Here is a 14,286-nt window from a genome sequence, read left to right as displayed (position 1 = left end):
ACACCCTTTTAATAAAATAATCATTAGTGTTCAAATGAATGATTTGATCGGATTATAGTTTTTCTTCTCCAATAAAATGAATACATTAGCGCGTATTTGTATGAAAAGTCTGCGCAAACTAACGTTTTTATTATCTAGATAATTAGAATTGATCTTTTTGCTCGTTTGTCACCAAAGTTTGTCAATTCTTAGATGTCTAATTAATCCTGATGTCTTACGTATTTATCGTGTCGATTTTTGCAAACTTAGTTTATTGGCATATGCTAAAAATGTTATTGGCATATGCCAGTTTAAGGCGTAATTTGACCCTGTGTTTTCGAGGGATAATGATGGCAAGACCAAAGATAGAAAGACGAATATGCGGACGTGCTGCACACCATTGTTTCAAACCCAATGGCGTGCCATTTCATCAGTTGGAGCAAGTCGCCATATTACCAGAAGAGCTAGAAGCACTGCGTTTGGCCGATTTAGAGGGTCTTAGCCAGCAGCAAGCTGCTGAACAGATGGGCATCTCTAGACAAACTTTTGGTAACACAGTAAAAAGTGCAAGATTGAAAGTCGCAAAAAGTTTAGTTGAAGGTCATGCATTAGTTTTTCCGGATGAGGAGTCAAACTTATGATTTATGCTATTCCTAATGATGGTGAGCGGGTGGCAAACCACTTTGTTAAAGCACCATATATTGCTATTTATTCTGATACTGACGGTATGCTAAAAAACTTAGCGAACATTGCTTCGATGCCACAAGCAGGTTGCAATGCGAAGTCTCAGTTAATTCAGTCTCTGCAAGAGTACAATGTGGATGCTGTACTTGTACGAAATATCGGTGAACGCGCATTAGCCAAATTACTTCGTAGTGGCACGCAAGTATTCAGGCTTTCTACCCGTAGCTCATTGGAAGATGTACTTGCGGTTCCAAGAGAGCCTCTCATTGAGCCGTCTCAAGGTCGTCCCTCAAACAATCATAAGAAAAATGCTCACAAGCCAAAAGGCGGTTGCGGTTCCTGTGGTTGTGGTGGCAAAAAATCCAAACCCTCCTTGCTGGCAAGACCGAAAGCACCAGCAGGGCTACTTAAAGTGACATCTCGCCCTGCTATACTTAGGCTAAAGACGATGGCTAATAAGGCAGGTTAATATGGTTTGGTTATTTACCTTTCTTGGTTTTCTCGCAATCATTTTGTTGATGTCGCTTGGCGTCATTTTCCACAACAAGCGTATTCAAGGGAGTTGTGGCGGATTGAATAATGTCGGTGTTGATAAGGTGTGCAATTGTGAAACCTCTTGTGCCGAGCCTGAAAGACGTTTGTATCAAATATCCGAACCTAACTCGTCATCTGAGCGCTAAGATCTTTTGCCCATTTCGGTAAGGTTTGTTTAAACCAGTCAATGTATTTACTGGTCTGAGGGTTCTGTCTCGAGACCAGTATGTTCACCACTTCTACCACCATCCACGTTTTAGCTATTGCAATCGTTCTTGCTAAATTACTCACATCGCCTTGCTTTGCCGTCTTGGTATAGGTATGCGCCACACCAAGATAATCTTCGAGTGTGCCCATGCCTTTGACTAGTGGCGCTAAATCTATCGCGATATGCCCTGTCGAAAAACGTTCCCAGTCGAACAGCACCAAATCGCCATTATCTCGTCGCCCCCAGTTCCCGGCATTGGTGTCTCCAGAGATCAAATTTTTGGCGTTGAAAAGCGGGCCGGATTGCTCTTGTAGCTGATAAAAGAACCGCTCTGTTTTTGCGTCTAGTTTGAGCGTGCTTAAAGCTTGGGAAGTGGCTGGTTGTGTCCACTGATGAGGATGATAAACACCATTTGATGTCGGAGATAGTCTGTGTATTTTAGCTAGTTGTTCTATCACGCGCGGCTCTTCAAGCAGGAATTCTTGATTGACAGAGTGCGGGATATACTCGATTCGTAACGTATTTTGTTGGTGATCGTAATCAATGAGCTCAGGTACAAGAATGCCAAGTTCATTGAATGGTTTAGCCTGGTGTTGATAAAAAGCGACCTCAACCTGTTCTACCTGTTGCTTTTCAATGAATGAAATGCCGTGTTTTTCTACCAGATAAACTTTGGCACTGCCCATCTGGTTAAGCTCTTGCCTTGACATGAGACATCCTGTCTTTTGATGGTGGAACCTTCACTTACCTTAAACGCGAAAGGTGTGTGCTCCAAGAATACTTAAAGAGAACATTGAAACAAAATAATGCAATGGTTTGAGTATAAAATTGTCGCTAGTGTCTAAATTTTACACAGTGGCTTTTACGCATCGTTAACCACGTTCTACGCTTAATATTCGATTTAAACAAGGAGAACCAATATGGCTGTAATAAAGCAGGATATTCCAAATCGTGTAACGGTTTATCATGACAATGTCGATCAAGAACAAGAGCTGAAAAATGCGATGCTGCCAGAGAAACCGCGCTACTTTAACGGTGCTCCGACTTACAAAGCGAACAGCATCGAAGAGTTTGAAAATAAAATCAGTCAGATCGGTTTGTCTCTCGATAAATAAATTTTAATTTACCTAAAAGCGCCCTCATTTTGAGGGCGCTTTTTTATTTGATTGATTTGAATCGTAGGGAATTAACCTTGTTGAGCACTGCCTTGGCAGACTTGTTTTTGCACTGCTGGTGGCGCGGGCTCGTAATGGCTTAAAGTCATACTAAAACTGCCTTCACCACCCGTGATAGCTCGCAATCGACGAGCGTAATCTTGCAACTCGTTTACTGGCGATTTGGCTTTCAACAACGTGAATTGGCTATCAATCGGTTCGGTGCCTTCTATTAATCCTCGATTACCTGACAAATCCCCAGACACGTCACCGACGTTTGTGGTTGGGACGTGTAACTCCATTTGGACAATGGGCTCCAGCACAATAGGATCAGCGTTGTTGATCGCATCTAAAAAGGCTTTCTTACCTGCGATGACAAACGCAATTTCTTTCGAATCGACGGAGTGATATTTACCGTCATAAACCGTGACCTCCACATCCTTAATTGGGTTGCCAGAAATCGCACCTTCCTCTAACGCTTGCAAAATACCTTTTTCAACAGCAGGAATGAGCGCGGTTGGAATTGCGCCACCCACCACTTTGTTGATGAACTTAAATCCGGCGCCACGCTCGAGTGGGCGAACCTTCAATTGCACTTCACCAAACTGGCCTGCACCGCCACTTTGTTTTTTGTGTCGATAATGCCCTTCGGCAGGTTTAGTGATGGTTTCAAAGTATTCGACGCTTGGTTGGCAGGTTTCGACGTCCAGCTTGTACACGTTCGCCATCTTTTCTAATGCGACTTTGAGGTGAAACTCCCCTTGGCCGCTGATGATGGTTTCGTTGGTGCGAGCGCGATGTTCGATGCGCAGCGAAGGATCTTCGCTGGCGATTTTATTCAGTACATCGCCTAATTTTTGCTCATCTCCACGCTTAAGAGGCTTCAAGCACAAAGAATACATGGAGTCAGGAAGGTCCAATGTCTTGAGTTGAACACCATCTTCTTCGTGAGAGTCATGAACGATTGAATCGAATTCGAGATCATCCACTTTGGCTAAAACGCAGAAGTCGCCGGCAAGCGCGCGAGGGATCTCGGTTCTATCTTTGCCCTGCAGTTGATATAAGTGCCCAACTTTAAATGCCTTGTTGCTTTCGCCAATATAAAGCTGGCTGCCCGCATTGATTTCACCCTGATACACACGTAAGTAGGCAAGTTTTCCCATATATGGGTCGACGCTGACTTTGTACACGTGTGCGACGGTGTGCTCTAGGGTTTCGCAATTTACTTTGATTTTTTTGCCGTTCTTTTCCAATAGAGGAGGGTTACCTTCGTTTGGCATGGGCATGATCTCCGCCAAGGTGCGCAGCAGAAGCTCGACGCCCGCGCCGGTTTGTGCTGAGACAAAACAGACCGGAATCACATGTCCAGTTCTCAGTGCTTCTTCAAACGGATCATGCAGTTGCTCTGCGGTGAGTTCGGAACCTTGTTCCAGATACAGTTCCATCAGTTCTTCATCGACTTCGATAACTTGATCAATCAAGGTCTCATGAGCTTCATCTACCGTCGCAAGTAAGGTTTCTCGTCCCAATTCTGGTTCGAAATAGCAGTCAACTACAGATTCTCCGTCAGCCGAAGGTAAGTTGATCGGCAAGCAGTGGTCCCCAAAATGCTCAACGATGTTCTCCATCAATCTTTCTAACTGACTACCGTGGTTATCGAGCTTATTGATGATGATCATCTGACATTTTTGCTGCTCTTTAGCAAAGGTGAATAAGCGATCGGAAGTTTGGTTTAGTGGGGTTTGAGGGTCGATGACAAGGGCGGATGTTTCAACGGCAGGAAAAACGCTGATCGTGCGGCCAAGTAACTCGTTTTGTCCCGGAGTGTCGATGATATTGAGCCGGTGTTTATTCCAGCGCAGTGCGACTGGCGTTGCTTCAATACTGTGTTGATATTGGATGGATTGAGGGTCGAAGTCGGTAACGGTATCGCCTTTTTCTACGCTGCCTAAATGGTGCGTGGCATCGCAGGTGAAGAGCAGTTTTTCTATCAGCGTGGTTTTACCGGTCCCGGTTTGGCCGACGAAAGCGATATTGCGTATTTTGTTTATAGGCATAGAGCCTCCTTGCAAGATGGCGTGAAAAACCTACGAATTGCTAGGAAGTGGGTTGTTAGAGAAACCCACGCACTGCATTGGAGTAGGGCGGGATTACCGCCTATTCGTCTTCCATGTCATTTTCCGGATGACTCGATGCATAAGACCACCTTCTTGGACTACTGTAATCTTAGCATGCCGTAATAACCGTATAATTTATGTGACTTATTTCATGATGGGGCTGATTGTTTTTTAATCGAGATCATAAACTCAGAGGTTCTGACTTTTCGATCAAAACCTCGGGATTATTTAGGCTATTTGGAAAGAACTATTTCGCCGTCGCGATAAACTAAGCTCGGCGTTACATCTTGTCCGAGCAACACCGGGCCATCAAGATCGACAACGCTCGCCTGAGCAGCAATGGGTAACGCAGCACGCATCGCCAGCGACGTCCCCAACATACAACCGGACATGAGGCTAAAACCGAGTTTTTTTGCATCGTCGGCCAGCAATAATGCTTCACTGAGCCCGCCCGTTTTATCTAGCTTAATGTTCACCATTTCATATTTGCCAAGCAGTTGATGCAATTGCTCTCTGGTGTGACAGCTTTCATCGGCGCAAAGTGGAATGGGGTGCGGAATGCTGGCGAGTACGTCATCACGGTCTTGTGGCAGCGGTTGCTCGATCATGATGATATTAAACGGTTCGAGTTGATCAAATACCGTCGCGAGGTCGAGGTTTTGCCACGCTTCATTCGCATCTAAGACAATTTGTACGTGCGGCGCGGCATCGCGTACTGCTGCAACGCGCTCAATCACGTTTTCACCATCCAGCTTTACCTTAAGCAGTTTTGCGCCTTGGCTAAGGTAAGCTTGCGCCTGTTTTGCCATCGCTTGCGGCGTGTCGATAGAAACCGTCATCGCCGTCACAATCGCCTCGGGTAACGTAAAGAGGTCGTGAACTTGTTGCTTGTGGCTCAAAAGCGCAAGAAGATGCCAAAGCGCGCAATCCAATGCATTTCTTGCCGCCCCTGCGGGCAATAACGATTGAAGCTGGCTTTTGAGAGCCATCACATCAGCATCACCTTTGGCATACAAACTTTGCAGTTCATGCGCGGCGTGAGAAATCGCCTTAATCACCGATTCAACCGATTCACCATAACGTGGGTATGGTGTGCATTCTCCTTGGGCGATCATGCCTAGATGTTCAATTGTCACGCGGACTACGTGGCACTCTGTCCGACTGCCGCGAGAGATGCGAAATGGTGTCGCCATAGCAATCGTGACGGGTTCTACATGAATTTTCATCTCACTAGTTTTCCCTAAACCGCAGTTATTTTCTAAACCGTAAATGTTTCCTAAATCGTAAGAAGCCTGTCTGCAACCGCATCAACGCCAAAACGCACAGGGTCGGTGACGGGCACCTGATATTTGTCGCTCCAATCCTGGCATAACTGGGCAGCATCTTCTTCGCTGATCGCCGAAGTATTTAAGCAAATACCCACTAATTGAGCTTTTGGATTTGTTAGGCGAGCCGCGGCCAGATTCGCTTCTATCGTTTGTTCAATGGTTGGCAAGCTCGCATGTGGTAAGTTGCGGATGTGCGGGCGACCAATCTCATGGCACAGTACCAGAGCGTCCGCTTGTGCGCCGTGAAGTAAGCCCAAACTTACGCCAGCAAACGAAGGGTTAAATAACGAACCTTGCCCTTCGATGATGTCCCAATCGTGGTCAGTGAAGTCGGGGCTGATCGCTTCTACTGCGCCGGAGATAAAATCGGCAACTACAGCATCAATCGAAATGCCACAGCCTGCGATGAGAATTCCGGTTTGACCTGTTGCTTTGAACTCTGCGCGACAGTTTTTACGCTTTAATGTGTGTTCAATGGCGAGGGCAGAGTACATTTTGCCAACGGAGCAATCTGTTCCTACAGTAAGTACTCGCTTGCCTGCGCGAGCTTTGCCATTGCCGACCTTGAGCGGGGCATCATAATGGCGAACATCATACAGTTTGGTTAATCCGCGTTGTTCTAGATCGGCAAGAGGAGCAAATTCCGCCAAACGTTGGTGCATGCCCGATGCAATTTCAAATCCCATTTCTGCCGCTTCAAGTAAGGTAGCTTGCCAAGCTTCGGGAATGACTCCCCCCGGGTTTGCCGTGCCGAGCACCAGCGTTTTTGCTCCTTGCTGCTGCGCTTGTTGTAGTGTCATGTCGGTTAAACCAAGCGATACGGTTTCTGGCGTCAGGCGGATTTGGCCAAGACAAATCTCAGGTCGCCATTGATATATGCCACGCGCGGTTTTTGCTGCGAGTGGATCGGTTACATCGCCAAGAAAGAGTAGGTAAGGTTGAGCAATTTGCATGATGGTTCCCTTCGTCATCGTTATTGCTCATTAATGTAGCCAGACTGATTTAGGAAACCGAATGCTTATTTGTTAGGCAGGTATAACTTCAGGTTATACCTTTACACCATCTGTTGTTTTAGGGCGGTGATAAATTGCTTTGTCGCAATGGATTGAGGCGTGTGCTCTGCGAATAAAATAGAGACAGAGAAGGACATATTTGGCTCCAAAGCATGCACGGAAACGGCATTATCTTGGCGATATTGTTTTGCAGTCCAAGGGTCTACAATGGCGAATCCTGCTTCGTTTTTCACCAGTTCAGCCGCCGCGGAGTGGCTGCGCACGGTAATGGCATGTTGATAATGCTCGTCACGCGCCGATAAGGTTTGATGCAGCAATAAGCCCAGAGGATCTCGGCTATCTAAACCGATAATGGGTAAATCGTGACTGATGAGTTCTTCTAAAATGACGGTTTTTTCTTCGGGTATCGCTGCGCTTTTAGGGGCGATTAGCGCCAAGTTTTCTTTTAATAACATGTGTCCCATGATCGCTGGTGGCGTTTCTTCACCGAACGCAATGGCGACATCCAGTTCATGTTTCAGCAATCCTGAGCACAGCTCATCGCGATTGGCCGTTAAGAGCTCAAAGGAGATGCCGTGTTCTTTCGACAACAAGGCGACAGTCGGTGCTAACAAGTGCGCGGCCAAAACAGGCGGAGCACCAACTCGTAAATGTTGAGTTCCCTGTTTGACTTTGTTGGTCAGAGAGCGAAATTGTCCGAGTTGTTGATAGACTTTTTCAGCCTCTGGCAATAAGGTTTTGGCTTCTTGAGTTGGAACGAGACGCCCCTTTACACGCTCAAATAAAGTGAAGCTCAGTTGTTGTTCTGTATGGGCGAGAACTCGAGTGACATTGGGCTGGGAAACGTGCAGTAAGCGAGCAGCACCAGACACCGTTCCTGCTTGCATAATGGCGTAAAAGACTTCCAATTGTCTTAAGTTCACTGCGAATTCCTTCTTCTCATGTTGGTCGCCTCAGAATACCCAACCTTGCTGATGAGCGATAGAGGAAAAAAGTGCTGGTGTAGAAAATTAGGAAGACGATGTTGGTCGTCTTCCTTTTCGTCATATCTATTTATACCGCTTTACTTTGCAGCCGCATGAAGGGGCAGATCGTTAAACGGCTCGACGTCTCGGCTGAGTAATCCCATCAATACCACTGCTAACACCATGACAACAGCTGCTATTGCAAAACCGTATTGTGTTAGCTCGTAATGACTCAACATCGCGATTAATACATAACTGAGAGATTGAATGGTAGTGGAAAACATGCTGATGCCGCCATCAACACGACCACGTTGATGAACCGCTACGGTGTGATGCATCCAGTTGACTCTCGCAATGCGATTCAGCGCGTTAAATACGCCAAACAGTGCCGTAAACAACAAGATGATGAGGGGACTCATTGAAAAACTCATCCCGATTAACGTCAGAGATACCATAACCATCGAAGCAAACATAATGTGGCTATGGGAGGCGCGACTCAGCACTTTGGTGACAATGAAACCAGTTAGCAACGAGCCGAGACCAAAACTGATGTTGAACCCTGCAAACCAATCGCCAGAGATGCCTTGTTCAGAAAACCAAATCGGCACCAATTTGCTCAAATACGTCAATGCAGGATAAGAGAGACAAGAGAGCAGAATAAAGCCATAAAAGCGGGGTTCGAGACGGAATATTTGTTGGCTCTCTTTGAGTTGTGCGATGAAAGCGACAGATTTTGATGCCCTTAATTGTTGGGTATACGGCGTCAGAATATAAAACATCGCCGCTAAAGCGGATGCGCTGGCTGCAAACAAAGCAAACTCTTTCATTCCCCACATTTCAAGCAAAACAATACCCAACGCACCAGCTCCTAGGGTCGTGGATTGCATTACAATTTCTTGCTGACCCGAAATTTTTGCGTATTCGTGATGCTGATAATTTTCTTGAGTGAAGGCGTTGTTGGTCGTCCATGCAAAGTTACTCGAAACCCAATACACCAATTGCGCAAAAGCCAGCAGCCAGTGGGACTCAAACCCTAACCAATAAGCAATGAACACCACCAAAGCCATTCCCGATTGAATCCATTGATTGAGTACGAGGAGTGCTTTGCGTGAGTGTCGGTCAACTAAAGTGGAAAAGAAAGGCGTTGCCAGAAAAGAAATCGCGGTGCAGCTCAGAGAAACTAAAGCGACGAATGTGCCCATTTTGGGCTCGGAAAGCATGACCCATGGCAGTGCCATCATGAACAAGCCAGATGAGATACTGTCAAAGAAGCGGCCAGCTAAGTACGGCTGAGTTTTATTTTTCATTATGTTTGCCTCAAGTTCCCTTTGGATTTCAAAACGTTGACTTATAACGGTGCTGTGTTTGTCGACCAACTTGTTCATTTCGAACGCATTATTTCGAGACCATCTGGGTTTAGCGTTAATTAAGATGGTGCAACTTTAAAACCTCAAGTAAACTTGAGGTAAAGCATTTTTTTAACAAAATTGATACACAGGGAGTCAAGGATGGAAATCAGCGTAGGAGAAGTGGCAAAACGTTCTGGAGTGAAAGTATCTGCCCTACATTTTTACGAGCAAAAAGGACTGATTTCGAGCTGGAGAAATCAAGGTAATCAGCGCCGCTACCACCGCAGCGTTTTGCGCCGTGTTGCGGTGATTAAAGCGGCGCAGCAAGTGGGGTTGTCGTTAGAAGAGATCAAACATGCGCTAGATGAGCTGCCGAAACATCAAGCGCCAAACAAACAGCAATGGGAAGTCATGGCGAGCCATTGGCATGAACAGTTGGAGCAAAAAATTCAAAAGCTCAAAGCCCTGCAAAACGATTTGGGCGGATGCATTGGCTGCGGGTGTTTGTCGTTAGAAACCTGCGCACTGCGAAACCCAGAAGATGTGTTAGGCAAAGACCACTCGGGTTCTAACTTAACGTTAGAAGAGTAGGTGTTATTCCTATTCTTTGTCGAAACTGTCCACCACAATTGCACCCATTGACGCCGGCATTGTGATGACGATAACGCGTTTTATCGCAACCAGAGGGTCAGACAGTAGCGGTAATTTATCGAGGCAGAATAGCACCAGCGCTACTACGATAGCGGCGATAGAATAGGCGATAACCACACGAAAAATAAAAATGGATACGCGATTTTTTATGTGGCTTTGGAACACGCTTTGATAGGCGAAAAAACTGAGGAAAATGACAGAAAGGCTTAACAGCATGAGCAGGTTTGCCATTGGCAAGCTTTCACCTAGTCGCCACGCCTCTTCAGAAAAAGAGATGGGGACGGCTAGGGCAAAAGCGCCAACCAACACTTGGCTGGCGTCTTCTAAATTAAAGTGGCTACTCATGCTGCTCATTCCATTATTCGTTTGCTAGGTGTAAGAGCTTTTCAAAGCGCTCGTTACCATGCAGCAATTCGAGGTCTCGCTCTTCGGCAAGCAAGTCACGAATAGATGGGCTGTATTCAATAGCGCGTTCCAAGTCTTCAATGGCTTGCTCTTCAATGCCAAGACGAGAGTATGCACAAGCACGTTGATACAGTGCCGGACCATTGGTGTAATCGACTTCAAGTACGCGGTTACAGATGCTCAGTGCCCAGTGGTATTCGTTGATTTCCATCGCGGCGTCTGCTTTGTAAGTCAACGCTTCTAAATCACCTGGGCGAATCAGCAAGATCTCATCATAGATTTCAATACGTTGCTCTGGTGTTTGTGAGCTTTGCGCACGCAACCATAAGTTATGGATCTCGTTGATTTTCTCAATTTCTTTATTGTTTTCACTGATAATACGAGTTTTGCGTTTTAAATCTCGCTCCAGTGCTACAAATTTCTTCTCGTATTCTTGGGCGATCTTTTCTAATCGTTTATCCGCCATCTCTTTGGTGTTGTGTTTAAACTCACGCAGAGATTGCCAGCCTACAAAGGCAATCAGCGATGCGACACCTGCGATGATGTAGAAGAAGTAGGTTACGGTCACGTTGGCATAGTTCAACGATTTATCCGCAACCGTCAGCTCGCGGTCGGTGATCTCTGTGATCATTCGTTTTTCCAGGCTCTGATAGTCCTGACGCAGTGCTTTTAGCTCATCTAAAATATAGCGTTCCATTAATGGTCTATCTAACAGATCCGATTCTGAATACTTTTCGTCCGATGCCATCGTCGGCAAGGCAAGTATCAGCGAGAAAAAAATACCAATAAATAAGCGCATATAACGTCCTTTCACGAGAAGAGTACAGATAGACCATGCAACAATAGCAAATAGCACAAACGTTTAGCAAAGTTATTACAAAAGAAATAATTGTCGTCTACGTAAAAGTCATATTCTTGTTGCTTTTCAGTTTGTTCCTTGTGGTTATTTGCCGTGATATCTTTTATCCTCCTTGCGAATTTATGATTAATGGAGTGAGCATGGACGCGCGAGCTAAGGATTACTTAGAGCAGTATCTAAAATTATTATCACCAGAACAAAGAGCTGCCGTACCATCAGTTAGCGCTGACTATTATTGTGCCGATGAATACAACGCCAACGTATGCGCCGATTTGGTTCGAATTGGACAGAAAACCGCCTCTTGCAGCATGGAGCTTTGGTATCGAGAGCATGGCGAAACCATGCCACAAGTCGGCCATTTACAAGTCGTCACGAATTGGAACGGGGACCCCGTTTGTGTAATACGAATTACTGATGTCAGCACATGCAAATATGAGGATGTAACCGCAGAGTTTGCCTACGCAGAAGGCGAAGGTGATAGAACCTTAAACTGGTGGCGTGACGCGCATACTGCATTTTTTAAAGCTGAATGCGATGAGTTGAACATAGATTGGCATGAGAAACGTACGCTAGTTTTGGAACGTTTTGAAGTGGTGTATCCAGTCAATTAATCGCTGATAGCAGCACTGATTTGAAGTGCTGCTTTCTTGAGAGACCGCTTTTAGCGCTTGCGAGCGGTCACACTAAACATGTGCCAGTGTTTTGGGCTTCCGACTACTGTGGTTCCGTCTTCATCTCTTTCATTCAATGAAATGAGTTCGTAATCCGCGAATAAACTTTCCACTTCCTTTTTCGTTAATGCGGTAATGTTCGGATGCATTTCTGATGCAACCCAGGAATCTTTTACTCCTAAGAAATCACCGCAAAAGATACCGCCAGGTTGTAAGGCTCTGTCTATTTTGGTCCAAACTTGCTCAAAGCCTTCGTCCGGGCAAAAGAACAAACTGGCATTCGCGATAACCAGGCTGCATTGAGGGTAGTCAAACTCAGTAAAACAGCACTGTGAAATTGAGAAACGCTTCTGGCCTTCAAAGCGTGTTAAACAAGTTTTTACTGCATCTTCATGGCTATCAAATGCGTGAACGTTAAACCCCTGTTCGAGGAGGAAATGACTGTCTCGACCTATTCCGCAGCCAATATCAAGAGCGACTTTGCTTTCGAGTTTCAATAGGTTTACGGCATTTTCTACGTTTGGGCGGTGAGGTTGGTTTAAAATTTTCTGATAGTACTCGTTCCATTGTGCTGACATTGAACTTCCTTGTATTTATTGTGTTTCCCCAAATCTAGTGTCCATTCTTGTCTTGCTTTATCGGGGAGGTTTTGAAACATTGACAATTGTTATAGCTGATCTTCAATTGGCAATATGCCGGAGAACCAAGCGCCCATTTTTCGCCATACTCCGGCCTCTGGTTCAGAATCATATTCTTTGCCTGTTTTTATGTCAGTCCAGACAATGTCTCCGTCGTGTAGAGTTAAGGCATAGGCGTTATTCGACAATTGATTCGGCAGTTGTTCTAGAAACATTTGCACATATTCTGGCTGTTCGATAACAACGGCCATTTCGGTATTCAAAGAGGCTGAACGTGGGTCCCAGTTCATCGAGCCAACAAACAGCGTTTTGTCATCAATCGTCATTGCTTTTGCGTGTAAACTTGCTCTGCTGCTCCCCGTGAGGCTCCACTTGCTTTTGAGTTTCGCGCTCGCTTTTACTTCCCATAGCTTGACCCCAGCTTCGAGTAGGTCTGTTCGATATTTTGCGTACCAACCATGCACGGCAAACACGTCGTTAGAGGCGAGACTATTGGTCACAATCGTGATATCAACGCCTCGCTTGGCCGCGTTACTCAATGCTTGTGTGCCGACTTCGGTTGGGACGAAATAGGGGGAGATAAGAACAAATGAATGTTCAACACTTTTAACCAGCTCCGTTAAATTATCAATAAGTTGGCTCTCTCGGGTCGCAACTTTATCGGGTAAGTCAAACCATACTTTTGCTTCTCCCCAGTAGAGCTTGAGATTGCCTTGTTTGAGAGCTTGGTACATATCCAGTTTAGTGAAGTCATAACGGCCGGTTGAGAACTTTTCCTCTAGCTGGAGTTTGTCGACCTGCTTTTGAATCGCCAGGTCGGTAATTTGCTGTGAGTCCGGTGTTATCCATTCCATTGGTATCGCATAGGCGCTATTCCAATAGAGGTCGAACTGATCTGCAGTTTGTTGTACCGCCTCACCATAGAGCAGTAGATCAAAATCACCAAATTCGACTTGTGATTCAAAAGAAAAGTACTCATTGCCGATATTCCTACCCCCGACAATGGCAGAAACACTGTCTGCAATCAGAGATTTATTGTGCATACGGCGATTAAGACGTTCAAAGTCACTGGCAAGTGCGAACCAGCGGGAGTCGCGATACTGATGCGGATTGAATAAGCGGATTTCGATATTAGGATGTGCATTGAGGGCAGCCATCACGTCATCGTTTCGCTTTTGCATATCGTCAAGCAACAGCCTTACTCGGACTCCACGCTTTGCAGCTTCATACAAGCGCCACGTTATTAGCTGACTCGTTTCGTCACCACGGTAAATATAGTATTGAAGATCAAGGCTTTTTTGTGCGGACTCGATTAGAGAGGTGCGAGCAAGAAGGGCATCGTGTCCTTGATTTAAAGGAGAAAAGCCAGTGATTGACTTTGGGTCTTTCCCGTAAGCTTCAAAGTACTGTGCAAGCACAGAGTCACCTTGATACCCAAGTTGGAAGCTAGTGGATTTTTCACTGGGATCGTTCAATGACACGGATGAACATGCCGATAAAATTGTGAATAAAGAAGGGAAGAGCAGCTTAGCGAGTGTATGTAACAAAGTACATTTCCTTGTCTTACAGAGTGTTACTTATCAGAAATTATAGACCTAAGTTGCCGCAGCGTGCATCCAACAAGGTTGGATAACGGGCTATTAATCAATGAATTGTCATGTTCTCGGGATTAAGTTCACCTTTTTGAACGCAGATAATCATTTATTTTAATTATGATTGTGTCTGAATTGG

Annotated in this window: 16 protein-coding genes; 6 read left to right on the top strand and 10 right to left on the bottom strand. The window is 45.5% G+C overall.

Annotated features, from left to right (window positions below):
* Positions 1–329: 329 nt before the first annotated feature.
* Genes MTR11_RS16270 through nqrM form a run of 3 tightly spaced genes read left to right on the top strand, consistent with a single transcriptional unit; the run spans position 330 to position 1,343 of the window.
* Positions 330–620: a DUF134 domain-containing protein gene (locus MTR11_RS16270; RefSeq protein WP_243328123.1), complete on the top strand. Its 291-nt coding sequence runs from the start codon at positions 330–332 to the stop codon at positions 618–620.
* Positions 617–1,132: a NifB/NifX family molybdenum-iron cluster-binding protein gene (locus MTR11_RS16265; protein ID WP_048624742.1), complete on the top strand. Its 516-nt coding sequence runs from the start codon at positions 617–619 to the stop codon at positions 1,130–1,132. The genes MTR11_RS16270 and MTR11_RS16265 overlap by 4 nt, the downstream gene beginning before the upstream one ends.
* A gap of 1 nt (position 1,133) precedes the next feature.
* Positions 1,134–1,343, top strand: coding sequence for a (Na+)-NQR maturation NqrM (gene nqrM / locus MTR11_RS16260; RefSeq protein ID WP_005392671.1), 210 nt, complete (start codon positions 1,134–1,136; stop codon positions 1,341–1,343).
* Here the strand turns inward: nqrM and MTR11_RS16255 are convergent.
* Positions 1,321–2,115: a phosphotransferase gene (locus tag MTR11_RS16255; protein ID WP_243328052.1), complete on the bottom strand. Its 795-nt coding sequence runs from the start codon at positions 2,113–2,115 to the stop codon at positions 1,321–1,323. The two genes, nqrM and MTR11_RS16255, sit on opposite strands and share 23 nt — an antisense overlap.
* Positions 2,116–2,325: 210 nt before the next feature.
* On the opposite strand from MTR11_RS16255, the gene MTR11_RS16250 reads away from it, so the two are divergent.
* On the top strand, positions 2,326–2,520 hold the full coding sequence (locus MTR11_RS16250; protein WP_005392673.1) for a hypothetical protein: 195 nt from the start codon (positions 2,326–2,328) through the stop codon (positions 2,518–2,520).
* 71 nt (positions 2,521–2,591) lie between these two features.
* Here the strand turns inward: MTR11_RS16250 and fusA are convergent, their stop codons facing one another.
* The 5 genes from fusA to MTR11_RS16225 all read right to left on the bottom strand — a co-directional run bounded on the left by fusA (position 2,592) and on the right by MTR11_RS16225 (position 9,289).
* Positions 2,592–4,616 carry an elongation factor G gene (fusA, locus tag MTR11_RS16245; protein ID WP_006741352.1) on the bottom strand — a complete coding sequence of 675 codons (2,025 nt, stop codon included), beginning with the start codon at positions 4,614–4,616 and terminating at the stop codon, positions 2,592–2,594.
* A 293-nt stretch (positions 4,617–4,909) separates the two neighbouring features.
* A complete protein-coding gene (dgcA, locus tag MTR11_RS16240) occupies positions 4,910–5,902 on the bottom strand; it encodes an N-acetyl-D-Glu racemase DgcA (RefSeq protein ID WP_243328051.1) in 993 nt (330 codons plus the stop codon).
* 50 nt (positions 5,903–5,952) lie between these two features.
* Complete coding sequence (dgcN, locus tag MTR11_RS16235; RefSeq protein ID WP_243328122.1) at positions 5,953–6,957, bottom strand: N-acetyltransferase DgcN; 1,005 nt, start codon at positions 6,955–6,957, stop codon at positions 5,953–5,955.
* Positions 6,958–7,058: 101 nt separating this feature from the next.
* Complete coding sequence (locus MTR11_RS16230) at positions 7,059–7,940, bottom strand: LysR family transcriptional regulator (protein WP_243328050.1); 882 nt, start codon at positions 7,938–7,940, stop codon at positions 7,059–7,061.
* A 140-nt stretch (positions 7,941–8,080) separates the two neighbouring features.
* The gene (locus MTR11_RS16225; RefSeq protein ID WP_243328049.1) at positions 8,081–9,289 is read right to left on the bottom strand and encodes an MFS transporter; all 1,209 of its coding nucleotides are present in this window, start codon (positions 9,287–9,289) and stop codon (positions 8,081–8,083) included.
* 201 nt (positions 9,290–9,490) lie between these two features.
* On the opposite strand from MTR11_RS16225, the gene soxR reads away from it, so the two are divergent.
* A complete protein-coding gene (gene soxR, locus MTR11_RS16220; protein WP_005392679.1) occupies positions 9,491–9,922 on the top strand; it encodes a redox-sensitive transcriptional activator SoxR in 432 nt (143 codons plus the stop codon).
* A gap of 9 nt (positions 9,923–9,931) precedes the next feature.
* Here the strand turns inward: soxR and MTR11_RS16215 are convergent, their stop codons facing one another.
* Together MTR11_RS16215 and MTR11_RS16210 are read right to left on the bottom strand one after the other, a co-directional pair.
* A complete protein-coding gene (locus MTR11_RS16215) occupies positions 9,932–10,327 on the bottom strand; it encodes a DUF2391 family protein (protein WP_031780282.1) in 396 nt (131 codons plus the stop codon).
* A 13-nt stretch (positions 10,328–10,340) separates the two neighbouring features.
* Positions 10,341–11,186: a tetratricopeptide repeat protein gene (locus MTR11_RS16210; protein WP_005392681.1), complete on the bottom strand. Its 846-nt coding sequence runs from the start codon at positions 11,184–11,186 to the stop codon at positions 10,341–10,343.
* A 200-nt stretch (positions 11,187–11,386) separates the two neighbouring features.
* Between MTR11_RS16210 and MTR11_RS16205 the strand changes: the two genes are divergently transcribed.
* Positions 11,387–11,857 carry an ASCH domain-containing protein gene (locus MTR11_RS16205; protein ID WP_243328048.1) on the top strand — a complete coding sequence of 157 codons (471 nt, stop codon included), beginning with the start codon at positions 11,387–11,389 and terminating at the stop codon, positions 11,855–11,857.
* A gap of 50 nt (positions 11,858–11,907) precedes the next feature.
* On the opposite strand, the gene MTR11_RS16200 is transcribed toward MTR11_RS16205, so the two are convergent.
* Positions 11,908–12,495 (bottom strand): class I SAM-dependent methyltransferase, encoded by a 588-nt coding sequence (locus MTR11_RS16200; protein ID WP_065646372.1) that lies wholly within the window; start codon positions 12,493–12,495, stop codon positions 11,908–11,910.
* A gap of 89 nt (positions 12,496–12,584) precedes the next feature.
* Positions 12,585–14,102 (bottom strand): phospholipase D family protein, encoded by a 1,518-nt coding sequence (locus MTR11_RS16195; RefSeq protein WP_243328047.1) that lies wholly within the window; start codon positions 14,100–14,102, stop codon positions 12,585–12,587.
* Positions 14,103–14,286 lie beyond the last annotated feature (184 nt).

Source organism: Vibrio sp. CCB-PB317 (assembly GCF_022808245.1).
In the GTDB taxonomy this organism is placed as follows: domain Bacteria; phylum Pseudomonadota; class Gammaproteobacteria; order Enterobacterales; family Vibrionaceae; genus Vibrio; species Vibrio diabolicus.
Note: the sequence above shows the minus strand (reverse complement) of the source record. Positions and strands in the feature narration are given on the sequence as shown.

Coding starts and splice junctions, on each gene's coding strand:
- MTR11_RS16270 (WP_243328123.1), top strand. CDS start 330: ATGGCAAGACCAAAGATAGAAAGACGAATATGCGGACGTGCTGCACAC.
- MTR11_RS16265 (WP_048624742.1), top strand. CDS start 617: ATGATTTATGCTATTCCTAATGATGGTGAGCGGGTGGCAAACCACTTT.
- nqrM (WP_005392671.1), top strand. CDS start 1,134: ATGGTTTGGTTATTTACCTTTCTTGGTTTTCTCGCAATCATTTTGTTG.
- MTR11_RS16255 (WP_243328052.1), bottom strand. CDS start 2,115: ATGTCAAGGCAAGAGCTTAACCAGATGGGCAGTGCCAAAGTTTATCTG.
- MTR11_RS16250 (WP_005392673.1), top strand. CDS start 2,326: ATGGCTGTAATAAAGCAGGATATTCCAAATCGTGTAACGGTTTATCAT.
- fusA (WP_006741352.1), bottom strand. CDS start 4,616: ATGCCTATAAACAAAATACGCAATATCGCTTTCGTCGGCCAAACCGGG.
- dgcA (WP_243328051.1), bottom strand. CDS start 5,902: ATGAAAATTCATGTAGAACCCGTCACGATTGCTATGGCGACACCATTT.
- dgcN (WP_243328122.1), bottom strand. CDS start 6,957: ATGCAAATTGCTCAACCTTACCTACTCTTTCTTGGCGATGTAACCGAT.
- MTR11_RS16225 (WP_243328049.1), bottom strand. CDS start 9,289: ATGAAAAATAAAACTCAGCCGTACTTAGCTGGCCGCTTCTTTGACAGT.
- soxR (WP_005392679.1), top strand. CDS start 9,491: ATGGAAATCAGCGTAGGAGAAGTGGCAAAACGTTCTGGAGTGAAAGTA.
- MTR11_RS16215 (WP_031780282.1), bottom strand. CDS start 10,327: ATGAGTAGCCACTTTAATTTAGAAGACGCCAGCCAAGTGTTGGTTGGC.
- MTR11_RS16210 (WP_005392681.1), bottom strand. CDS start 11,186: ATGCGCTTATTTATTGGTATTTTTTTCTCGCTGATACTTGCCTTGCCG.
- MTR11_RS16205 (WP_243328048.1), top strand. CDS start 11,387: ATGGACGCGCGAGCTAAGGATTACTTAGAGCAGTATCTAAAATTATTA.
- MTR11_RS16200 (WP_065646372.1), bottom strand. CDS start 12,495: ATGTCAGCACAATGGAACGAGTACTATCAGAAAATTTTAAACCAACCT.